Annotated in this window: 25 protein-coding genes and 1 tRNA gene; 23 read left to right on the top strand and 3 right to left on the bottom strand. The window is 72.4% G+C overall.

Features of this window, described 5'->3' with window-relative positions:
- Positions 1–150 precede the first annotated feature (150 nt).
- Both BKE41_RS20405 and BKE41_RS20400 read left to right on the top strand, forming a co-directional pair.
- A complete protein-coding gene (locus BKE41_RS20405; protein WP_024829089.1) occupies positions 151–558 on the top strand; it encodes a MucR family transcriptional regulator in 408 nt (135 codons plus the stop codon).
- Between the two features lie 3 nt (positions 559–561).
- On the top strand, positions 562–813 hold the full coding sequence (locus BKE41_RS20400; protein ID WP_012320798.1) for a hypothetical protein: 252 nt from the start codon (positions 562–564) through the stop codon (positions 811–813).
- Between the two features lie 89 nt (positions 814–902).
- Here BKE41_RS20400 and BKE41_RS20395 read toward each other — a convergent pair whose 3' ends face one another.
- Positions 903–2531, bottom strand: coding sequence for an inorganic phosphate transporter (locus BKE41_RS20395; RefSeq protein ID WP_071000032.1), 1629 nt, complete (start codon positions 2529–2531; stop codon positions 903–905).
- 222 nt (positions 2532–2753) lie between these two features.
- On the opposite strand from BKE41_RS20395, the gene BKE41_RS20390 reads away from it, so the two are divergent.
- The 7 genes from BKE41_RS20390 (at position 2754) to phnE (BKE41_RS20360) (ending at position 9013) form a co-directional block, all read left to right on the top strand.
- Positions 2754–3902 carry a ceramide glucosyltransferase gene (locus tag BKE41_RS20390; protein WP_071000031.1) on the top strand — a complete coding sequence of 383 codons (1149 nt, stop codon included), beginning with the start codon at positions 2754–2756 and terminating at the stop codon, positions 3900–3902.
- Between the two features lie 25 nt (positions 3903–3927).
- Positions 3928–4614 carry a DUF1045 domain-containing protein gene (locus tag BKE41_RS20385; RefSeq protein ID WP_071000030.1) on the top strand — a complete coding sequence of 229 codons (687 nt, stop codon included), beginning with the start codon at positions 3928–3930 and terminating at the stop codon, positions 4612–4614.
- Positions 4607–5227 (top strand): chloramphenicol acetyltransferase, encoded by a 621-nt coding sequence (locus BKE41_RS20380; RefSeq protein WP_024829092.1) that lies wholly within the window; start codon positions 4607–4609, stop codon positions 5225–5227. Before BKE41_RS20385 ends, BKE41_RS20380 begins: the two co-directional genes overlap by 8 nt.
- Before the next feature lie 115 nt (positions 5228–5342).
- Positions 5343–6191: a phosphonate ABC transporter ATP-binding protein gene (phnC, locus tag BKE41_RS20375; RefSeq protein WP_012320794.1), complete on the top strand. Its 849-nt coding sequence runs from the start codon at positions 5343–5345 to the stop codon at positions 6189–6191.
- 134 nt (positions 6192–6325) lie between these two features.
- A complete protein-coding gene (gene phnD / locus BKE41_RS20370) occupies positions 6326–7252 on the top strand; it encodes a phosphonate ABC transporter substrate-binding protein (protein ID WP_012320793.1) in 927 nt (308 codons plus the stop codon).
- A 16-nt stretch (positions 7253–7268) separates the two neighbouring features.
- Entirely contained in the window at positions 7269–8150 is an 882-nt protein-coding gene (gene phnE, locus BKE41_RS20365) for a phosphonate ABC transporter, permease protein PhnE (RefSeq protein ID WP_024829094.1), read from the top strand.
- Entirely contained in the window at positions 8147–9013 is an 867-nt protein-coding gene (gene phnE / locus BKE41_RS20360; RefSeq protein WP_012320791.1) for a phosphonate ABC transporter, permease protein PhnE, read from the top strand. The genes phnE (BKE41_RS20365) and phnE (BKE41_RS20360) overlap by 4 nt, the downstream gene beginning before the upstream one ends.
- Before the next feature lie 283 nt (positions 9014–9296).
- Here phnE (BKE41_RS20360) and phnF read toward each other — a convergent pair whose 3' ends face one another.
- Entirely contained in the window at positions 9297–10040 is a 744-nt protein-coding gene (gene phnF / locus BKE41_RS20355) for a phosphonate metabolism transcriptional regulator PhnF (protein WP_012320790.1), read from the bottom strand.
- Positions 10041–10119: 79 nt separating this feature from the next.
- Between phnF and phnG the strand changes: the two genes are divergently transcribed.
- The 9 genes from phnG to phnN are packed head-to-tail and all read left to right on the top strand — an operon-like array spanning position 10120 to position 16835.
- Entirely contained in the window at positions 10120–10590 is a 471-nt protein-coding gene (phnG, locus tag BKE41_RS20350; RefSeq protein ID WP_083374389.1) for a phosphonate C-P lyase system protein PhnG, read from the top strand.
- Positions 10591–10592: 2 nt separating this feature from the next.
- Positions 10593–11180 (top strand): phosphonate C-P lyase system protein PhnH, encoded by a 588-nt coding sequence (gene phnH / locus BKE41_RS20345; protein ID WP_029361091.1) that lies wholly within the window; start codon positions 10593–10595, stop codon positions 11178–11180.
- Between the two features lie 3 nt (positions 11181–11183).
- The gene (locus BKE41_RS20340; RefSeq protein ID WP_071000029.1) at positions 11184–12302 is read left to right on the top strand and encodes a carbon-phosphorus lyase complex subunit PhnI; all 1119 of its coding nucleotides are present in this window, start codon (positions 11184–11186) and stop codon (positions 12300–12302) included.
- Positions 12299–13186 (top strand): alpha-D-ribose 1-methylphosphonate 5-phosphate C-P-lyase PhnJ, encoded by an 888-nt coding sequence (locus tag BKE41_RS20335; protein WP_012320786.1) that lies wholly within the window; start codon positions 12299–12301, stop codon positions 13184–13186. The genes BKE41_RS20340 and BKE41_RS20335 overlap by 4 nt, the downstream gene beginning before the upstream one ends.
- Before the next feature lie 20 nt (positions 13187–13206).
- Complete coding sequence (locus BKE41_RS20330) at positions 13207–13683, top strand: GNAT family N-acetyltransferase (RefSeq protein ID WP_071000028.1); 477 nt, start codon at positions 13207–13209, stop codon at positions 13681–13683.
- Positions 13680–14453 (top strand): phosphonate C-P lyase system protein PhnK, encoded by a 774-nt coding sequence (phnK, locus tag BKE41_RS20325; protein ID WP_024829099.1) that lies wholly within the window; start codon positions 13680–13682, stop codon positions 14451–14453. Before BKE41_RS20330 ends, phnK begins: the two co-directional genes overlap by 4 nt.
- Positions 14450–15157 carry a phosphonate C-P lyase system protein PhnL gene (phnL, locus tag BKE41_RS20320; protein ID WP_012320783.1) on the top strand — a complete coding sequence of 236 codons (708 nt, stop codon included), beginning with the start codon at positions 14450–14452 and terminating at the stop codon, positions 15155–15157. Before phnK ends, phnL begins: the two co-directional genes overlap by 4 nt.
- Before the next feature lie 11 nt (positions 15158–15168).
- Positions 15169–16305, top strand: a complete 1137-nt coding sequence (locus BKE41_RS20315) for an alpha-D-ribose 1-methylphosphonate 5-triphosphate diphosphatase (protein ID WP_012320782.1) — start codon at positions 15169–15171, stop codon at positions 16303–16305.
- Positions 16305–16835, top strand: a complete 531-nt coding sequence (phnN, locus tag BKE41_RS20310; RefSeq protein WP_199825804.1) for a phosphonate metabolism protein/1,5-bisphosphokinase (PRPP-forming) PhnN — start codon at positions 16305–16307, stop codon at positions 16833–16835. The genes BKE41_RS20315 and phnN overlap by 1 nt, the downstream gene beginning before the upstream one ends.
- 130 nt (positions 16836–16965) lie before the next feature.
- On the opposite strand, the gene BKE41_RS20305 is transcribed toward phnN, so the two are convergent.
- Complete coding sequence (locus tag BKE41_RS20305) at positions 16966–17829, bottom strand: porin (protein WP_012320780.1); 864 nt, start codon at positions 17827–17829, stop codon at positions 16966–16968.
- A gap of 307 nt (positions 17830–18136) precedes the next feature.
- On the opposite strand from BKE41_RS20305, the gene tuf reads away from it, so the two are divergent.
- From tuf to rplK, 5 genes are all read left to right on the top strand, one after another.
- A complete protein-coding gene (gene tuf, locus BKE41_RS20300; protein ID WP_012319185.1) occupies positions 18137–19327 on the top strand; it encodes an elongation factor Tu in 1191 nt (396 codons plus the stop codon).
- 205 nt (positions 19328–19532) lie between these two features.
- Positions 19533–19609: transfer RNA gene (locus BKE41_RS20295), tRNA-Trp, on the top strand.
- A 182-nt stretch (positions 19610–19791) separates the two neighbouring features.
- On the top strand, positions 19792–20088 hold the full coding sequence (gene secE / locus BKE41_RS20290) for a preprotein translocase subunit SecE (RefSeq protein ID WP_012320779.1): 297 nt from the start codon (positions 19792–19794) through the stop codon (positions 20086–20088).
- Between the two features lie 58 nt (positions 20089–20146).
- A complete protein-coding gene (nusG, locus tag BKE41_RS20285) occupies positions 20147–20680 on the top strand; it encodes a transcription termination/antitermination protein NusG (RefSeq protein ID WP_012320778.1) in 534 nt (177 codons plus the stop codon).
- 217 nt (positions 20681–20897) lie between these two features.
- Complete coding sequence (gene rplK / locus BKE41_RS20280) at positions 20898–21347, top strand: 50S ribosomal protein L11 (protein WP_012320777.1); 450 nt, start codon at positions 20898–20900, stop codon at positions 21345–21347.
- Positions 21348–21352 lie beyond the last annotated feature (5 nt).

The following is a 21352-nucleotide window of genomic DNA, read 5'->3' as shown; positions in this document are numbered from 1 at the left end:
CCTCAAGAAACGGAGAGAAATCAACTTGAGGTAGAAATGTCCCGCCGGCTGAACCGTTGCTCAGCCTTCCTCCGCGCGACACCCGGTGCGAGCCGGCCGCTCGGGGACGAGGCCCGAATGGTGGGACGCCCTCGAACAGCGATGTCTCAGATGGACCACCTTACCGACCACCGTTCAACTTTCATGCTGGAGAAGGTCGGCGCGATCGTCGCGGCCTACGTCTCGCGCAACGCGATCGAGGTCACGGCGCTGCCGGCGCTGATCGACCAAGTGCACGCGGCGATCGCGGTGCTCCGCCGCGCGCCGTCCGATTTCGGCGGGGTCGGGCTGAGCCAGCCGCAGGTCGAAGCGTCGATCCAGGACACGGGCCTGATCAGCTTCATCGACGGCCGGTCCTACCAGACCCTGAAGCGCCACCTCACCGCGCACGGCCTCACCCCCGAGCGCTACCGGGCGAAGTACGGCCTGCCGGCCGACTACCCGATGGTGGCACCGGGCTACGCCGCGCGGCGCTCGGAGATCGCCCGGGCGATCCAGCTCGGCCACAAGGCGGCCTGAGCGATGGCGCCCGACGCTTCCGCGGATCCGGCCCGAACCCGCACGCCGTCCCCGGAGACGGCGCGCGCCAGCGACGCCCTGAGCCGCATCGCCGGCATCCTCGACGTGCCGGTGGCGAGCTTCTACCCGGATGCCGACCGGCCCGACGCGGCCATGACCCAGGCGGCCGACCTCGTGTCGGCGTTCGTGACGATCGACAGTCCGGCGGCGCGCCGGACCTGCCTGGCCTTCGTGCGGGCGATGGCGAGTTCCTGAAGCGTCGGGGGGCGCTGCAGGAAGCCGGAGACCGGGCCGCCTCGTCGGAGGCGGACCGCGGTCTCCGGCCCGCCCGGGCCGAGCCCGCGTCAGAACACGTGGCGCAGGATGAAGAACAGCACGGCCGCGAGGGTGATGGCCGCCGGCAGGGTCAGGACCCAGGCGAGCGCCATGTTGCGCACCGTGGACATCTGGAGTCCCGAGCCGTTGGCCGCCATGGTGCCGGCGACGCCGGAGGACAGGATGTGGGTCGTCGAGACCGGCAGGCCGTAGAGTTCGGCCAGCCCGATCGTGCCGGCGGCGACGATCTCGGCCGAGGCGCCCTGCGCGTAGGTCAGGTGGGTCTTGCCGATCTTCTCGCCCACCGTGACGACGATGCGCTTCCATCCGACCATGGTGCCGAGACCCAGCGCCAGGGCGACGCAGACCTTCACCCAGCCCGGGATGTAGCGCGTGCCGTCGTTCAGCAGGCCCGCGTAGCGTTTCAGGTCCGCCTTGTCGGTCTCCGAGAAGTCGGCCCCGGCGCTCGGCAGCACGCGCACCGCGTCGGCGGCGAGATACATGTCGCTGCGCAGGTTCTGGGTCTGGGCGGCCGGCACCGTCCGGATCGCCCCGTAATTCTTGACGCTGGCGGCGATGTCGTCGGAGAGCGCCGCCAGGGCCGCGTAGACGGGCGGCGTGTTCAGCGCCTTGGTCTTGAGCGCCTCCGTCACCGTCCGGCGCGCGGCGGCGGCGTCCGGAACCGCCGCGCCGGGGGCGCGGGCGGAGAACACCGCGCTCGCCGCCGTCGAGGCCTGCACGAAGGCGGGCGTCGTGTCGTCCGCCATGGTGCGGTTGAGCGCGTAGGCGGTGGGGGCGGCGCCGATCAGGATCAGCATGATCAGGCCCATGCCCTTCTGCCCGTCATTGCCGCCGTGGAAGAACGAGACCAGCGTGCAGGTGAGGATCAGCAGGCCGCGGATCCACAGGGGCGGGGGCGCGTCGCCCTCGGGCGCCTCGTAGAGGTCCCTGCGGCGCACCGTGAATTTCAGGGCGAGCAGCAGCAGCGCCGCGAGCACGAAGCCGCAGACCGGCGAGAACAGCAGCGCCTTGAAGACGTTGAGCGCCTGGGTCCAGTCGACGCCCGCGGTACCGTCGTCGCCGTTCATCAGCTGGTTGGCGAGGCCGACGCCGAGCACCGAGCCGATCAGCGCGTGGGACGACGAGTTCGGCAGCCCGAAGGCCCAGGTCCCGAGGTTCCAGATGATGGCCGCCAGCAGGAGCGCGAAGATCATCGCGTAGCCCGCGTGCGAGCCGACGTTGAGGATCAGCTCGACGGGCAGCAGCGTCACGATCGCGTAGGCCACCGCGCCCGAGGACAGCATCACGCCCAGGAAGTTGAAGGCACCCGACCAGATCACCGCGACGAGCGGCGGCATCGAGTGGGTGTAGATCACCGTGGCGACCGCGTTGGCGGTGTCGTGGAAGCCGTTCACGAACTCGAAGGCGAGGGCGATCAGCAGGGCGAGGCCGAGCAGCGCGAAGGCGCCGTAGGCCAGGGGCGCCTCGCCGACCGCGTTCATGTCGGCGACGAGGCTCACCACCGCGTAGCCGAGGCCCGCCACCAGGACGAGGAGGAACGCGACCACCCCGCCGAGATGCGTCCCGTGGTCGAGGCGCGGACCGCCCGCCCGCCGGCCTCCCACCGCCCCCGACGGCATCACGGCGGAATCGGACATGAACCCTCGCGGAATTCTACGTGGTGGTGAGCCGGGATTAAGATGGAGCGGTGACGGTTGGGTGACGGGCGACGGCAGGCCCGTGACGGCCCGTGACGGCCCGCGACGCGACGCGCCGCGTCGGTGACCGGGACCGGGAGCGCCGGGCGGCGCTGTCACACGCCTGACGCGGTCGAGCCGCTAGCGGACCGGACCGCTCGCCCGATCGCACGAGGGATCCGCATGATTGACGCCACGGTGCCGGCCCTGTCCCTCGGCGCGCTCCTGGCCCTCGTCCAGGCCGGCAGCATCGCCGTCGCGGCCCGGCGCCTCGGCCGGAACCACGGCCCGTCGCAATTCCCCGCCGGCGCGCCCGTCTCCCTGGTCCGGCCGCTGCGCGGGGTCGAGGCGTACAGCGAGGAGATGCTCGTCCGCAGCTTCCGCCTCGACTACCCGGCCTACGAGCTGATCTTCTGCGTGGCCGACCCGGCCGACCCGATCGTGCCGATGGTGGAGCGCCTGATCGAGGCCCACCCGCAGGTGCCGGCCCGCCTGATCAGCGGCGACGAGCGCGTCAGCGCGAACCCGAAGCTCAACAACTGCCTGCGCGGCTGGCGCGCCGCCGCCCACGACTGGGTGGTGCTCGCCGATTCCAACGTGGCCATGCCGCCGGACTACCTCCAGCGGCTCCAGGCGGCGTGGCGCGACGATACCGGCCTCGTCTGCTCCACCCCGGCCGGCGCCCGCCCGGGCAGCTTCATGGCGGAGGTGGAGTGCGCCTTCCTGAACACCCTCCAGGCGCGCTGGCAATACGCCGCCGAGGCCTTCGGCCTGGGCTTCGCGCAGGGCAAGAGCATGCTCTGGCACAAGCCCTTCCTGGAGGCGCAGGGCGGGCTCCAGGCGCTCGCCGCCGAGATCGCGGAGGACGCGGCCGCCACCAAGCTCGTGCGCGCCGCCGGCAAGCGCGTCCACCTCGTGGCGAGCCCGTTCGAGCAGCCGCTCGGCCCGCGCGGCTTCCGGGAGGTCTGGGCGCGGCAGCTGCGCTGGGCGCGCCTGCGCCGCGTGACCTTCCCGCTGTTCTTCGCCCCCGAGATCGGCAGCGGCGTCCTGCTGCCGGCGCTCCTCGTCGCCCTCTGGGCCGGCAGCCTCGCGGGCCTCGCCGGCGCTGCCGGCCTCGCCGCCCTGTGCTATGCCGCCGAGCACCGGCTCGCGGTCCGCGCGGGTTGGCACCGTTCGCCCCGCACGCTGGCGGCCTTCCTGGCGCGCGACGCCCTGATCCCGGCGATCTGGCTCGGCGCCTGGATGCGGAGCGCCATCGTGTGGCGGGGCAACGCCATGGACGTGCGCCCCCGGCGGGCCGCCGGCGCGCGCTCCTACGCGCCGACGGCCTGACCGCCCGGCGATCGGAGGCCCTGACGTGTCGCGCCGCTACGCCCTCTACTGGCTGCCCACCCCGGGATCCCGCCTCGAAGCCTTCGGGCGCGCGGTCCTCGGCACCGACAACGTCTCCGGGCTGCCGGTCGCGCACCCGGAGGGGCTCGGTGATCTCGCGGCGGTCACGGCGGGCGCGCGGGTCTACGGGTTCCACGCCACCCTCAAGGCGCCGCTGCGCCTCGCCCCGTGCGCCGCGGAGGCCGACCTCGTCGCCGCCGCCCGCGACCTCGCGGCCGCGCACCCGCCGGTGGCGGTGGGCCCGCTCCGGGTCGCCGCCCTCGGACCGTTCCTCGCCCTGGTGCCGGAGGCCCCGCCGCCGGAGCTGGGGCTGCTGGCGGCCGAATGCGTCGCCGCCCTGGACCCGTTCCGGGCGCCGCTCACGGAGGCCGAGCGCGCCAAGCGCCGCCCGGAGCGCCTCGACGCGCGCGGCCGCGCGCTCCTCGCGCGCTGGGGCTACCCGTACGTGTTCGAGGCCTTCCGCTTCCACATGACCCTGACCGACGCCCTGCCGGAGGCGGATCGCGATTCCTGGCACCGGCGCCTGTCCGAAGCCTACGGCGCCGCGGGGCCGGAGCCCCTGCGGATCGACGCCGTCAGCCTCCTGATCCAGGACGGGTCGGAGCCGTTCCGGCTCCTGGCGCGCCTGCCCTTCGGAGAAGCCCGTGGTTGACCGCCCCCTCGGCCTCGAACCCGCGCTCGATCCGAGCGCCCGGGTCGTCGACAGCCGCCTCGGCCGCTACACCGAGGTCGGCGCCCGCACCCGGCTCACCGAGACAATCCTCGACGACTATTCCTACATCGGTGAGGACGGCGAGGTGATCTACACCGCGATCGGCAAGTTCTGCTCGATCGCCGCCAGCGTGCGGATCAATCCCGGCAATCACCCGATGGAGCGCGCCTCCCAGGCGCACTTCACCTACCGGGCGCGGGCCTACTGGCCGGACGAATCGGACGAGCCCGCCTTCTTCGACCGGCGCCGGGCGAGCCCGGTGGCGATCGGCCACGATGTCTGGATCGGCCACGGCGCGGTCGTCCTGCCGGGGCGCACGATCGGCACCGGCGCGGTGGTGGGAGCGGGCGCCATCGTCACCCGCGACGTCGAGCCCTACACGATCGTCGTCGGCAATCCCGCCCGGCCGGTCCGGCGCCGCTTCCCCGAGGCGATCGCCGCCCGCCTGATGCGCCTCGCCTGGTGGGACTGGGACCACGAGCGCCTGCGCCGGGCGCTGCCGGATTTCCGCGGCCTGCCGATCGAGGCGTTCCTGGAGCGCTGCGAAGATTAAGTCGGCTATCGAAATAACCGAGATGTTGCGCCGGCAAATATAATCGTTCCGAATACGTCATCCAATCGTCGTGAAACCGGCGTTTACGTGCGGCCACTCCGCGGCGGATGGTTGCATGCTGGTTATCGAGGATCTCACGCGCCAGTACGGCGACCGGCGCGCCGTCGACGGCGTGTCGCTCCGGATCGAGCCCGGCAGCTTCGTCGGGGTGATCGGCCGGTCGGGCGCCGGCAAGTCGACGCTCCTGCGCCTCATCAATCGGCTGGCGGACCCGAGTTCGGGGCGCATCCTCCACGAGGGCCGCGAGGTGACGACCCTGCGCGGCCGTCCCCTGCGGGAATGGCGCACCCGCTGCGCCATGATCTTCCAGCAGTTCAACCTCGTCGGCCGCCTCGACGTGATGACGAACGTGCTGATGGGGCGCCTCAGCCACGTGCCGACCTATCGCTCCCTGCTCCGGCAATGGTCCGCCGAGGACCGGGCCATGGCCCTCGCCGCCCTGGAGAGCTTCGACATGGGCGAGTTCGCCGGCCAGCGGGCCGACGGCCTGTCGGGCGGGCAGCAGCAGCGGGTCGCCATCGCCCGCGCCCTCGTGCAGGAGCCCGAGATCCTGCTCGCCGACGAGCCGGTCGCCTCCCTCGACCCGCGCAACACCCGCCTGGTGATGGACGCGCTGGCCGAGGTGAACCGGCGCTACGGCATCACCGTGCTGTGCAACCTGCACTCCCTCGACCTCGCCCGCGCCTACTGCGACCGCCTCGTCGGCCTCGCGGCCGGGCGGGTCGTGTTCGAGGGCGGCCCCTTCGACCTGACCGAGGACGTGGCACGCCGGCTCTACGGCCTGGAGGCCGGCGAGGTGCTGGACGATTCCGCGCAGCGGGAGGCGGAGCAGCGGGCCGCGATGCCGGGCCGGCCCGGTCTCGTGCCGGCCCGGCCGGTCCGCGAGGCCGCCCTCGGCGCCTGATCCGGGCCCCGGGCCCCAACGAACACCGCCAACGAGCACTGCCAACGAGCACTGCCAACGAGCACCGCTCTGGAAACGCCCGACCGGCCCTTGGCCGGCCGAACCTCGCCGACGCCGCCACGAAGGACGACCCGATGATCACCCGACGCACCCTCGCTGCCGCCGCGGCCCTCGCCCTCCTCGGCCTGCCGGCCGCCGCCCAGGACTGGAAGGCCCAGTATCCGGAGCTGACGCTCGGCGTGATCCCGGCGGAGAACGCCTCGGGCACCGCCGACCGGTGGGCGCCGCTCACCGCCTACCTGACCAAGACGCTCGGCGTGCCGGTGAAGCTGCGGGTGGCGAGCGACTACGCCGCCGTGATCGAGGGCCAGCGGGCCGGCAACATCCAGATCGCGTGGTACGGGCCGGCCTCCTTCGCGCGGGCCGTGATGACCGGCGTGAAGATCGAGCCGATCGTCAACCAGAAGCACGAGACCGGCGCCTCGGGCTACTATTCGGTGGTCTACGTGCTGGCCTCCAGCCCCTACAAGACCGTCGAGGATCTGAAGGGCAAGAACCTCGCACTGGTCGATCCGAACTCGACCTCGGGCAACCAGGCGCCGCGCTTCTTCCTGAAGCGGGCCGGCTACGACGTGGAGAAGTTCTTCGGCAAGACCTTCTACGCCGGCAGCCACGAGAACGCCGTGCTGGCGCTCACCCAGGGCACCGCCGACGCCGCCGCCAACCTGTGGAATTCCGAGACCGACACGATGGTCACCCGCATGGCCGCCAAGGGCATGCTCAAGAAGCCCGACGGCACTCCGATGCAGCAGTCGGACTTCCGCGTCGTGTTCAAGTCCGACTTCCTGCCGGAGGGGCCATTCGCCGTGCTGGCGAGCCTGCCGGACGACCTGAAGGCCAAGATCCGCGACGCCTTCGTGGCCCTGCCGAAGGCCGACAAGGCCGCGTTCGACCGGCTCTCCGACGGCAAGGACCAGGATCTCACGCCGGTGACCCTCAAGGATTACCAGCCGATCATCGACATGCTGCGCTTCAACGACGAGCAGCGCCGGAAGTCCTGATCCGGAGCCGCCCGCCTTGCGCGGTCTGACACCCCTGTCGCCGGAGCGGGCAGCCGCCCTCTCCGGCCTCTACGCGGCGGCGACCGGGGAAGCCCGCCGCCGCACGCTGGCGGGCTTCGCCCTGGTGGCGGCGCTCGCCGTGGTCGCCGGGCTGATCGCCGAGGTGCGGCCGCTGGTCCTCGCCGAGAACATCGGCAAGTTCACCGCCTACATCCAGCAGATCCTGCCGCCGATCGGCCTCGATCACCCGCTGGAGGACGTCCGCGCCTGGTACTGGGGCCTGCCCAAATGGCTGGGCCTGCTGGGCGAGACCCTGCTCATGGCCTATCTCGGGACGCTGCTCGGGGGGCTCGGGGGCTTCGCCCTCAGCTTCGTGGCCGCCGCCAACCTCGTGCGGTCGCGCGCGCTGCGCGTCGGCGCCAAGCGCCTCCTGGAACTGTGCCGCACCGTCCCCGAGGTGGTGTTCGCGCTGATCTTCGTGATCGCCTTCGGCCTCGGCCCGATGGTGGGCGTGCTCGCCATCGCGATCCACACCACGGGGGCGCTGGGCAAGCTGTTCTCCGAGGTGGTCGAGAACATCGACATGCGCCCCGTCGAGGGCCTGTCGGCCTCGGGCGCGACCTGGGTCCAGACGGTGCGCTTCGCGGTGCTGCCGCAGGTCCTGTCGAACTTCGCCTCCTACGCGCTGCTGCGCTTCGAGATCAACGTGCGCGGGGCCGGGGTGATGGGCTTCGTCGGCGCCGGCGGCATCGGCCAGGAATTCCTCGTGGCGATCCGCAACTTCTACTACGCTGACGTGAGCGCGATCCTCGTGCTGATCATCCTGACCGTCTTCTGCATCGACCTCGTCACCGAGCGGGTCCGCCACCGCCTGATCGGCGCGGAGCAGGCCCGATGAGCGCGCGTCCCGAGGCCCTGCGGGCGGCGGCCCGGGCCGACCTCGCCCGCCTGCGCGCGCGCTACCCCGCGCAGTTCCGCACCGACTGGCCGGGGCGGGCGCGGCTCGCCGCCCTGCTCGTCGTCCTGGTGGGGCTCGCGGCGCTCGGCGCCTGGCGCCTCGACTTCTCGGTGGCGCGGATCCTCCACGGTCTCGGGCGGCTCGGCACCTTCGCGGTGCTGATGCTGCCGCCGTCGCCGGAGGGCCAGTTCTGGACCTTCCTGCACGCGCTGGGCGAGACCCTCGGCATCGCCTTCCTGGGCACGCTGACGGCGGCGATCCTCGCCTTCCCGGTGGCGTTCCTGGCGGCGCGGAACGTCGTGCCCAACCCGTTCGCGCGGTTCGCGGTCCGCCGCGGCCTCGACGTGATGCGCTCGGTCGACGTCCTGATCTGGGCGCTGATCTGGATCAACGTCGTCGGCCTCGGCCCGTTCGCGGGGGCGCTCGCGATCGCGTGCTCGGATTTCGGGGCGCTCGGCAAGCTGTTCTCCGAGGCGATCGAGACCTGCGACCGACGCGCCGGCGAGGGCGTCGTCGCCTCGGGCGGCTCGGCGCTCCACCGCATCCGCTTCGGGCTGATCCCCGGGGTGCTGCCGGTGCTGGCGAGCCAGGTCCTGTACTTCTTCGAGTCGAACACCCGCTCGGCGACGATCATCGGCATCGTCGGCGCGGGCGGCATCGGCCAGTACCTCACCGAGCTGATCCGCGTGCTGGAGCTGCAGCAGGTCGCCTTCCTGGTGCTGATGATCCTCGTGACCGTGGCGGCGATCGACTGGATCTCGACCCGTCTGCGCCGGGCGATCATCGGGCCGGCGGCGCGCTGAAGGAGGCCGCGCAGCGGGCGGTCCGTCCCATCCACCCCCTCATCCTGAGGTGCGGCCTGAGGTGCGGCGCGGCCGCCTCGAAGGAGGGCTCGAGCCACCGCGCGCCAGCTGGAGCCCTCCTTCGAGGCCTCCGCTGCGCTCCGGCACCTCGGGATGACAGGATGGCCCGGACGGCTCGTATCGTACGGCGTCCGGTTCGCGCGCTCGGGTGACGGACCCTCGTCGTCATCGCTTCGCTCCGCTCGCGAGGACGCTGTGCCGAGGCCGTCGCGCGGACACCGCATCACCCCCCGATCACCAGCTCCACCCGGTCGGCCGCGAACAGGGTGCGGTTCGCCTGGATCGGCACGCCGGCGGGATCGATGTTGACGCTCGACACCACCAGCACGACCCGCCCCGGCGCGATGTCGAGGCGCTGCGCCTCCGCGGAATCCGCGGGACGGGCCCGGATCCGCGTCGAGAGCCGGGTGTAGTCGTGGACGCCGCAGGTCGCGAAAGCCCGGGTGATCGAGCCCCGCTCGGCGTAGGCCTCGGCGAAGCCCGCGAAGCGCGGCAGCGGCAGCCAGGTCAGCGCCGTCGAGAGCGGGGCGCTGTCCGCCCGGTGGACGGTCAGCAGCTCCAGGATCGGCGCGCCGGGGGCGAGGGCCAGGGAGGCCGCCTGCTCGGGTCCGGCCGGGACCGTGGCCGAGGCGACGAGGTCGCCCCAGGCCTCGCGCCCGGCCCCGGCGACGATCTCGGAGAAGCGTGTCCGCGGCCCGATCGGGTAGGCGAGGGGCGCCTCCTCCACGAAGGTGCCCCGACCCTGGCTGGCGCGCACGAGGCCGCCCTCCGCGAGCGCCGCGAGGGCGCGCCGCACCGTGTGCCGGTTCACCGCGAACCGCGCCGCCAGGGCGGCCTCGGCGGGCAGTTGCTGCCCCGGCGCGTAGCGCCCCGCCGCGATCTCGGCCGTCAGCGCGTCGGCGATCTGCCGCCACGCCGTCAGCCCCTCGCCCCGGACGAGGCCGGCCGCCTGCTCCTGCGCATCCATGCTGTCATCCAAACTTCATTTGTGCGGCGCACGCCAGTTGTCTATACACCTATACAACCGAGCGACGAAGGGATTCGCGATGACGACGACCCCGAGACAGGCCGGATCCGAGGGCGAGACCGCGGCGCGCCAGACGGTCATGGCCCTCTGCGCCGAGGCGAGCCGCGCGGATCTGGAGGCGGCCCTGTCGGGCCTGGATGCGCCCGCGGCCGCGGATCTGCGCGTGCCGGAGACAGGCCTCGTGATGGCTTCGGGCCGGATCGGCGGCGACGGGCGGCCGTTCAACCTCGGCGAGGTCAGCGTGACCCGGGCCGCCATCCGCCTCGCGGACGGCCCGGCCGGCTTCGCCTACCATCTCGGACGCGACCGCACGAAGGCGCGGCTCGCCGCGATCCTCGACGCCCTCTGGCAGGATCCGGGCCGGCGCGCCCGGGTCGAGGCCGCCCTGGAGCCCGCCGCCCGGCGGCTCGCGGAGTCCCGAGCGCGGGCGGCCCGGCGCACGGCCGCCACCCGCGTCGATTTCCTGACCCTCGCCCGCGGAGAGGATTGAGCATGCTCGCCCCCGGCTTCGCCGATCCGGTCCACGACGCGCAGGGCACCTTCCGCGCCGTCATGGACGCGCTCGCCCGTCCCGGACGCGTCCGGGCGCTCGTCGCCGACCTCGCGCCGCCCGCGCCGCTGACGCCGGAACTGGCCGCCGTCGCGCTGACGCTCACCGACGCCGACACGCCGGTCTGGCTCGATCCGGTCCTCGCCGCGGCGCCGGAGGTCGCGGAATTCCTGCGCTTCCACACCGGCGCGCCGCTCACCGGCGACCCGGCCGCGGCCGCCTTCGCGCTGGTCCGCGAGCCCGCGCGGTGCCCGCCGCTGAGCCGGTTCGCCCCCGGCACGCCGGCCTATCCCGACACCGCCACGACGCTGGTGCTCGCCCTCGACGCGGTCGCCGAGGGGGAGGGGCTGCACCTGTCCGGTCCCGGCATCCGGGGCACCGCCCGGATCGCGCCGGCGCCGCTGCCGGACGGCTTCGCGGCGCAACTCGCCGAGAACCGGGCGGCCTTCCCCCTCGGCGTCGACCTGATCCTGACGGCGCCCGGCCGCGTGGCCGGTCTCCCGCGCTCCACGACGGTCACAGAGGCCTGACCCATGTACGTGGCCGTGAAGGGCGGCGAGGCCGCCATCGACAACGCCCACCGGCTCCTCGCCGAGACGCGCCGGGGCGACCCCGCATTGCCCGAACTCTCCGTGGCGCAGATCCGGGAGCAGATGGCGCTGCTCGTCGACCGGGTCATGACCGAGGGCTCGCTCTACGATCCGGACCTCGCGGCGCTGGCGCTGAAGCAGGCGCGGGGCGACATGGTCGAGGCGGTGTTCCTCGTCCGCGCCTACCGGACGACGCTGCCGCGCTTCGGCGCCTCCGCGCCGGTCGACACCGGGGCCATGGCGGTCGAGCGCCGGATCTCCGCGACCTTCAAGGACCTTCCGGGCGGGCAGGTGCTCGGGCCGACCTTCGACTACACCCACCGGCTGGTCGACTTCGCGCTCGCCGCCGAGACCGCGTCCGAGACCGCGTCCGAGCCCGCCGCCGAGGCCGAGCCGCGCCCCGATGCCGGCACCTGCCCGCGGGTCACCGACCTGCTGGCCCGGGACGGCCTGATCGAGCCCTCGCCCCCGGAGGACGGCGCCCCCGCGGGCGACCTCACCCGCGAGCCGGTGGATTATCCCGCCGACCGGGCCCTGCGCCTCCAGGCGCTCGCCCGGGGCGACGAGGGCTTCGTGCTCGGCCTCGCCTACTCGACGCAGCGCGGCTACGGCCGCACCCACCCGTTCGTCGGCGAGATCCGGGTCGGCGAGGTCGCGGTCGAGTTCGTGCCCGAGGAGCTGGGCTTCGCGGTGCCGCTCGGCCGCGTGCGGCTCACCGAGTGCCAGATGGTCAACCAGTTCAAGGGCACGGGGACGGCGCCGCCGCAATTCACCCGCGGCTACGGGCTGAGCTTCGGGCAGAGCGAGCGCAAGGCCATGGCGATGGCGCTCGTGGATCGGGCGCTGCGCGCGGAGGAGCTGGGCGAGCCGGTGGCGAGCCCGGCCCAGGACCAGGAATTCGTCCTGGCCCACTGCGACAGTCTCCAGGCGACCGGCTTCGTCGAGCACCTGAAGCTGCCCCACTACGTCGATTTCCAGGCCGAGCTGGAACTTGTTCGCCGGCTACGCGCCGAGTTCGAGCGCGCGTCCGACGCCGTCGAGATGCAGGAGGCCGCCGAATGAGCGCCGCGATCGCGCACCGCCCGGAGAGCGAACCGGGCTACAACTTCGCCTATCTCGACGAGGGCACGAAGCGGATGATCCGCCGGGCCATCCTCAAGGCCATCGCGGTGCCGGGCTATCAGGTGCCCTTCGCCTCCCGCGAGATGCCGATGCCGTACGGCTGGGGCACCGGCGGCGTGCAGGTCACGGCCGCGATCCTCGGCCGCTCGGACGTGCTCAAGGTCATCGACCAGGGCGCCGACGACACCACCAACGCGGTCTCGATCCGCCGCTTCTTCGCCAAGACCTCCGGGGTGGCCACCACGACCCGCACCGCGGAGGCGACGGTCATCCAGACCCGCCACCGCATCCCCGAGACGCCGCTCACCGAGGGGCAGACGCTGGTCTACCAAGTGCCGATCCCTGAGCCCCTGCGCTTCCTCGAGCCCCGCGAGACCGAGACGCGCCAGCTCCACGCGCTGGCCGAGTACGGCGCCATGCACGTGAAGCTCTACGAGGACATCAGCCGCCACGGCCACATCGCCACCACCTACGCGTACCCGGTGGAGGTGGCGGGCCGCTACGTGATGGACCCGTCGCCGACGCCGAAATTCGACAACCCCAAGATGGACGACTGCCCGGCGCTCCAGCTCTTCGGCGCGGGCCGCGAGCGGCGGATCTACGCGGTGCCGCCCCACACGCGGGTGCGCAGCCTCGACTTCGAGGACCACCCGTTCCGGGTGCAGCACTTCGACCAGCCCTGCGCCCTGTGCGGCGCCGAGGGCGTCTATCTCGACGAGGTGCTGCTCGACGATGCGGGCCGGCGAATGTTCGTCTGCTCGGACACCGACCATTGCGAGGGGCGCCGCGCGGACGGCCATGTCGGCGCGGGGGACGCGGCATGAGTGGCGATGTGAGGCGCGGCATGAGCGAATTCACGGTCCGCCGGGCCGGGAAACCGGACCTGCCCGCGATCCTCGACCTCTACGCCGAGCTGAACGGCGGGCGGGTGACGACCCTGGAGCGGGCCGGGGCGCTGCTCGACCGACTCACGACGGCCTATCCCGATTACGGGCTCTACGTGGCTGAACGCGACGGCGCGGTCGTCGGCACCTTCTGCCTCGTCATCCTCGACAACATCGCCCACTGGGGCACGCCCTCGGCCCTCGTCGAGAGCGTCGTGGTCGCGTCCCGGCACCGCGGCGGCGGTCTCGGCCGGGCGATGATGCGCGCGGCGGCCCGGCTCGCCGAGGCGCGGGGCTGCTACAAGCTCGCCCTGTCGTCGAACGTCGACGCCAAGCCGGCCCACGCCTTCTACGAGAGCCTCGGCTTCGAGCGCTACGGCTACAGCTTCCGCCTCGATCCCCCCTTCCTGCCCGACGCCGCGGAGGCGACCCGATGAGCGAATCCCTGCTGCAGGTCCGCGGCCTGACCAAGCGCTACGGCGCCCGCCTCGCCTGCGCCGACGTGTCGTTCGACCTCGTGCCCGGCGAGGTGCTGGCGATCGTGGGCGAATCCGGGTCCGGCAAGTCGACGCTGCTCTCCCTCATCGCCACCGAGCTGGCGCCCGATTCCGGGACGGTCGCCTACCGGACGCGCGACGGTACGCTGCGCGACCTCGGCACCTTGAGCGAGGCCGGGCGCCGGGCGCTGATGCGCACCGAGTGGGGGTTCGTCCGCCAGGACGCGGCCCAGGGCCTGCGCATGGCGGTCTCGGCCGGCGGCAATGTCGGCGAGCGTCTGATGGGGCTCGGCGAGCGCCACTACGGGCGGATCCGCGCCCAGGCCCTCGACTGGCTCGGCCGGGTCGAGATCGCCGCCGACCGGATCGACGACCCGCCGACGCGCTTCTCCGGCGGCATGCGCCAGCGCCTGCAGATCGCCCGCAACCTCGTCACCGGGCCCCGCCTGGTGCTGATGGACGAGCCGACCTCCGGCCTCGACGTCTCGGTCCAGGCGCGGCTCCTCGACCTGATCCGCCGGCTCTCGGCCGAGCTGGGGCTCGCGGTGATCATCGTCACCCACGACCTCGCGGTGGCGCGGCTCCTCTCGCACCGGATCATGGTCATGCGCGCCGGCCGGGTGATCGAGACCGGCCTCACCGACCGGGTGCTCGACGATCCCGAGCACGCCTACACCCAGCTCCTCGTCGCCTCGGTGCTCGCCGCATGACCGCGCTCCTGACCTTCGAGAACGTCGCCAAGAGCTTCACCCTGCACCTGCGCGGCGGCGTCGTGCTGCCGGTGGTGGGCGGCGTGAGCCTGTCCGTGGAACCCGGCGAGTGCGTGGTGCTCGGCGGCCCGTCCGGCGCGGGGAAATCCTCGCTGCTGAAGATGGCCTACGGCAATTACCGCTGCGACGGCGGCGCGATCCTCGTCCGCGATGGCGCGACGGTCGTGGACGTCGTCCGCGCCGATCCGCGGGCGGTCCTGGCGCTGCGGGCGCGGGTCATCGCCTACGTGTCGCAGTTCCTGCGGGTGATCCCGCGGGTCCCGGCCCTCGACGTCGTCGAGGCTGCCGGCCGCGAGGGCGGATTGTCCGAGGAGGCGGCGCGCGCGCGGGCCGAGACCCTGCTCGCCCGGCTCAACCTGCCCGAGCGGCTCTGGGGCCTGCCGCCCGCGACCTTCTCGGGCGGCGAGCAGCAGCGGGTCAACATCGCCCGGGGCCTGATCGCCGACCGGCCGCTCCTGCTCCTCGACGAGCCCACCGCCTCCCTGGACGCGGAGAACCGCGCCGTCGTGGCCGAGCTCGTCCGCGAGAAGCTCCGGGCGGGGGCCGGCGTGCTCGGCATCTTCCACGACAGCGAGATGCGCGACGCTGTGGCGACCCGGGTGGTCGATGTCACCCGCTTCGCGCCGCGCGCCCGGGCAGCCTGAGGATCTTCACGATGGACGACTTCATCCTCGAGAACGCGACCCTGGTCCTGCCGGACCGGGTGCAGCGCGGCTGGCTCGCCGTGTCGGACGGGGCGATCGCCGAGATCGGCGAGGGGCGCCCGCCCGCGCGCGGCCTCGACCTCGGCGGCGACCACCTGATTCCCGGCCTGATCGAGCTGCACACCGACCATCTGGAGAGTCATTTCGCGCCGCGCCCGAAGGTGCGCTGGCACCCCCTCGGCGCCGTCCTGGCCTACGACGCGCAGATCACCGCCTCGGGAATCACCACCGTGTTCGATTCGCTGCGTGCCGGCAGCGACCCGGACGGCAGCGGCCTCGGCTCCGAGCTGGAGCAGCTCGCCGGCGCCATCGCCGCCGCGCGGGCCGGGGACCTGTTCCGGGCCGAGCACTTCACGCACCTGCGCTGCGAGCTGCCCTCCCTCGACGTGCTCGACACGGTGGCGACCTTCACGGCCCGCTACCCGGTGGGGCTGATCTCGCTGATGGACCACACGCCCGGCCAGCGGCAGTTCCGCGACATGGAGAAGTACTACACCTACGCCACCCGCGGCGGCCGGCCCATGGAGGAGATCCGCGCCAACACCGAGCGCAAGGTCCGCGACGGACGGGCGCTCAACGCGAAGAACCGGCCGGCCCTGGTCCAGTTCGCCCGCGAGATGGGCATCCCGCTCGCGAGCCACGACGACACGACCCTGGCCGACGTCGACCTCGCGGTCGGCGAGGGCGTGCGGCTGGCCGAGTTCCCCACCACCCTGGAGGCGGCCGAGGCCGCGCACCGGCAGGGCCTCACCGTGATGATGGGCGCGCCGAACCTGATCCGCGGCGGCTCGCATTCCGGCAACGTCGCCGCCCTGGCGCTGGCCGAGGCCGGGCACCTCGACATCCTGTCCTCGGACTACGTGCCGGCGAGCCTGCTGATGGCGGCCTTCCTGCTGCCCGAGCAGGCGCCCGCGATCACGCTGCCCGAGGCGCTCGCCACCGTCACGGCCAACCCCGCCCGCGCCACCGGCCTGACCGATCGCGGCGCCCTGGCGCCCGGGCTGCGGGCCGATCTCGTGCGCGTGCAGCGGGCCGAGGGGGTTCCGGTGGTCCGCGAGGTCTGGCGCGCCGGGCGGCGCGTCGCCTGATGCCGGGCTGCCTCGTCCTCGTGGTCGGCCCGAGCGGGGCCGGCAAGGATACGCTGCTCCGGCTCGCCCGGGCGACCCTGGCCGGCGACCCGCGCTACGTCTTCCCGCGCCGCCTCGTCACCCGGCCGCCCTCGGCCGACGAGGACAACGACGAGCTCGACGAGGCCGCCTTCGCCGAGGGCTGCGCGGCCGGGCGCTTCACCCTGAGCTGGCGCGCCCACGGTCTCGGCTACGCGCTGCCGGAGGCGGTCGGCCGGCGGGTCGCGGAAGGCCACGTGGTGGTCTGCAACGTCTCGCGCCGCGTCGTCGCGGGCGCGCGGGAGTCTGGCCGGCGGGTGAGCGTCGTCGAGATCACGGCGCCGCCCGCGATCCTGGCGCGGCGCATCGCCGCCCGCGGCCGCGCGCAGGACGGCGACCTGGCCGCGCGTCTCGCCCGCGAGGGCGGCGTCACCGCGGACCTGACGATCCTCAACACCGGCGCCGCGGACGAGGCGGCCGCGCGGCTGGTCGCGCATCTGCGCGCCTGCTGACGGGGCTAGCGCGCGGCGGTCCGCGCGGACGCGCCGGCCGCACGGTGCGTGAGCCACGAAAAAGGGCGGGCGCCGACACCGGCACCCGCCCTCGCTCGGATCCGCCGGGGAGCCCCCGGCGTCGACTGACTCAGAGGCCGCCGAACTTGTAGTTGAAGCCGGCGCGGACGATGCTGCCCTCGGTGCGGAAGCGCGAGATGTACGCGCCGTTGCCCACGCCCGGGACCGCGCCGACGAGCACGTTCTGGCTGCCGAGGTCGTAGTGCAGGTACTCGGCCTTCACCGTGATGGCGTCGTACTTGATGCCGATGTAACGGCCGAGCGCGAAGGTGTTCAGGAAGCTGTCGGTGGGCAGCGCGAACTCGATGCCGCCGCCGTAGGCGAAGCCGGTCTTGAAGTCGTCGTAGCGGCCGGCGAACTGCAGGCGGCCGCCCGGGGTGTAGAAGTTGGCGTCGTGGAACACGTTGCCGTAGGCGAGGCCGCCCATCCCGTAGACCAGGACGCGGTCGAAGGCGTAGCCGACGCGGCCGGTGAGGGTGCCGAGCCAGTCGAGGCTCTGGCGGAACTGGCTGATGTTCGGCGGGCCGCCGGCGACGTTGCCGGTGCCGAGCACGACCCGGTTCTTGGTGATGTCCGTCCAGTCGATGCTGTTGGCGATACCGACGACGATGCCGGCGCCCGGCGTGAACTGGTAGTTGTAGCCGGCGGTGCCGCCGATGTTGGCGAAGCCGTCCTGCGTGGTCGAGGTCGCGAACGGGCGGCGGCCGAGGGCGACGTTGGTGGCGTTGCCGGGCTGGACGCCGACGGTCGTGATGCGCTCACGGTCGGTGAAGGTGTAGGCCGACTCGAGACCGGCGTAGAAGCCCGTCCAGGTGAAGACCGGCACCGGCGTGAAGACCGGCGGCGGCGCGGCGCGACGCGGCAGGTCGGCGGCGGAGGCGGCCGTCGTGACCAGGGCCGTCGCGGCGGTGGCGAGGAGGAGCTTCTTCATCATGGCGGGGGTCCGAGGTGACGCGTTGTTGTCGCCACTTAAGCTCGGCCGCACGGATCCCGCTATGCCCGCGAAGCCACACTGTGGCGCGAAAGCGGCGCCGATACTGCCTGTGATTGATGTTTCGACGTTCAAGACTCGTCGCCGTGGCTTGACAGCGGGGCCGTCGGCGGGCCCCCGCGCGTCGCGGAGCTTGATCCCTGGCGGCCGACCCTCTAAGCGGACCGCGTTTTTCGCCCCTGTCGGAACTTCGGGGCGGCTGACCAGGATTCGGGGCCCTTGCGTGGTCCCCGCCGCAGGAATGGGAATCATGGGCAAGGAAAAGTTCTCCCGCACCAAGCCGCACTGCAACATTGGCACGATCGGCCACGTCGATCACGGCAAGACGTCTCTGACGGCGGCGATCACGAAGGTTCTGGCCGAGACGGGCGGGGCGACGTTCACGGCCTACGATCAGATCGACAAGGCGCCTGAGGAGAAGGCGCGCGGGATCACGATCTCGACGGCGCACGTGGAGTACGAGACGCAGAACCGTCACTACGCGCACGTCGACTGCCCCGGCCACGCCGACTACGTGAAGAACATGATCACGGGCGCGGCGCAGATGGACGGCGCGATCCTGGTTGTGTCGGCGGCCGACGGCCCGATGCCGCAGACCCGCGAGCACATCCTGCTGGCCCGCCAGGTCGGCGTGCCGGCGCTGGTGGTGTTCCTCAACAAGGTCGACATGGTCGACGACGAGGAGCTGCTGGAGCTGGTCGAGCTCGAGGTGCGCGAGCTGCTGTCGAAGTACGACTTCCCCGGCGACGACATCCCGATCACCAAGGGCTCGGCGCTGATGGCGCTCGAGGACAAGGAGCCGAAGATCGGCAAGGAGGCGGTCCTGGCGCTGATGGCGACCGTGGACGCCTACATCCCGCAGCCGGAGCGTCCGATCGACATGCCGTTCCTGATGCCGATCGAGGACGTGTTCTCGATCTCGGGCCGCGGCACGGTGGTGACGGGTCGCGTCGAGCGCGGCATCGTGAAGGTGGGCGAGGAAGTCGAGATCGTCGGCATCCGGGCGACCACCAAGACGACGGTGACCGGCGTCGAGATGTTCCGCAAGCTGCTCGACCAGGGCCAGGCGGGCGACAACGTCGGCGTGCTGCTGCGCGGCACGAAGCGCGAGGACGTGGAGCGCGGCCAGGTGGTGTGCAAGCCGGGTTCGGTGAAGCCGCACTCGAAGTTCAAGGCCGAGGCGTACATCCTGACCAAGGAGGAGGGCGGCCGCCACACGCCGTTCTTCACCAACTACCGGCCGCAGTTCTACTTCCGGACCACGGACGTGACCGGGATCTGCACGCTCCCCGAGGGCACCGAGATGGTGATGCCGGGCGACAACGTGACCATGGACGTGGCGCTGATCGTGCCGGTGGCCATGGAGGAGAAGCTGCGCTTCGCCATCCGCGAGGGCGGCCGCACCGTCGGCGCCGGCGTCGTCGCCGCCATCAACGACTGAGCCCGCTGCCGGGGCGGCGCGCGCCGCCCCGCCTCTCCGGCGCCGGTCCCCGTCTCGACGGGGGCCGGCGTCGTCGTTTCGGGGGGCAGAGCCGATCGGCGTCGCTTCCCGGCCGCTTCCCTGCCGCTCCCCGCCCCCTTCCCGGCCACTTCCCGCGCGCGACCCCTTGCAAGCCGCGCCGCGATGGGGCATTGGGCGGTGCGCTAGGAGTGTAGCTCAACTGGTCAGAGCGCCGGTCTCCAAAACCGGAGGTTGCGGGTTCGAGTCCCTCCACTCCTGCCAGACATTCAGCCCGATCCCGCGCGGTGGCCCGGTCGACAAGCCGGGGGAGTTGCGCTAGAGCGGGCGCAATCCGAGATCTGAAGCGACCGTCGGTGCGGGCCCATCCGGGTCCTCGGCGCCGACGTTCGCATTCCCGGATGCGGTCTCTGCCTCGGGGCCGAACACGCACAGATACTGGCGCCATGGCATCGAACGAAGCGACCAAGAAGGTGGACCTGGTGCGCGGCGCGGCCCGCGGTCCCGCGAATCCGCCGCCCGCCCGGCCCGCGACCCCCGCCCGCGCGCCGCAGAAGCGCGCCACGCCGGGCGAGTTCTTCGCCCAGGTGCGCGACGAGGCCCGCAAGGTCACGTGGCCGACCCGCCGGGAGACCACGATCACGACGATCATGGTGTTCGTCATGGTCGTGGCCGCGAGCCTGTTCTTCACGGTCGTGGACCAGGCCCTGCGCTTCGTGGTCGGCCTGATCCTGGGCGTCTGAGGGCGGCTCGCCGCCGAACGGGGGTGACCCCGGGGACTTGTCGGAGTTGAACGGAACCGTGTCGAAGCGCTGGTACATCGTCCACGCCTACTCGAACTTCGAGAACAAGGTCGCCCAGTCCATCAAGGACCAGGCGGCCCAGCGCGGGCTGACCGAGCTGTTCGACGAGGTGATGGTCCCGACCGAGAAGGTCGTGGAGGTGCGCCGCGGCCGGAAGGTCGACGCCGAGCGCAAGTTCTTCCCCGGCTACGTGCTGGTGAAGTGCGACCTCACCGACGAGGTCTACCACCTGATCAAGAACACCCCGAAGGTCACGGGCTTCCTCGGCGCCGACAAGTCGAAGCCGGTGCCGATCCCGGACGCCGAGGCCGAGCGGATCAAGGGCCAGGTCGCCGAGGGCGTCGACCGGCCGAAGCCCTCGATCTCCTTCGAGATCGGCGAGACCGTCCGTGTCGCCGACGGCCCGTTCGCCAGCTTCAACGGCACCGTCGAGGAGATCGACGACGCCCGCTCCCGCCTCAAGGTGGCGGTGTCGATCTTCGGCCGCGCCACGCCGGTCGAGCTCGAATACGCCCAGGTCGAGAAGGCCTGAGCCTCCTGATCGCGGCGGCTCTCCGGCCGCCCGCCCGTTCCGGCCGTCGCCCCGCGGCGGCCGCGAAACCGCCGCATCCCGGTGAGGATGCGGCACCATCCGCGGGAGAACCGCCCGGCTTCGCCTCCGGGATCCACGGCTCGCACCGCGACCTGCAACCGTCCGACCCGCCGCGCTTCAGGCCGCGTGGGGGCGGATTCTCATTGGGAGCAGTCCCATGGCGAAGAAGATCACGGGCTACGTGAAGCTTCAGGTCCCGGCCGGCGCCGCCAACCCGTCGCCGCCGATCGGCCCCGCGCTCGGTCAGCGCGGCCTCAACATCATGGAATTCTGCAAGGCCTTCAACGCGAAGACCGCGCAGATGGAGAAGGGCACCCCGATCCCGGTGATCATCACCGCGTATCAGGACCGCTCCTTCACCTTCGAGATGAAGCAGCCCCCGGTCACCTTCTTCCTGAAGAAGGCCGCCGGCCTGAAGCTCGGCAAGAAGCCGGCCTCCGGCTCCAAGACCCCGGGCAAGGGCCCGACGGTCGGCAAGATCTCGGAAGCGCAGCTCCGCGAGATCGCCGAGAAGAAGATGCCCGACCTCAACTGCGACACGGTCGAATCGGCCGTCGCGATGATCCGTGGCTCCGCGCGGGCCATGGGCCTCGAAGTCGTCGCGTAAGGGAG

Source organism: Methylobacterium sp. C1, assembly GCF_001854385.1.
In the GTDB taxonomy this organism is placed as follows: domain Bacteria; phylum Pseudomonadota; class Alphaproteobacteria; order Rhizobiales; family Beijerinckiaceae; genus Methylobacterium; species Methylobacterium radiotolerans.
This window is presented reverse-complemented; position numbering and strand designations above follow the sequence as displayed.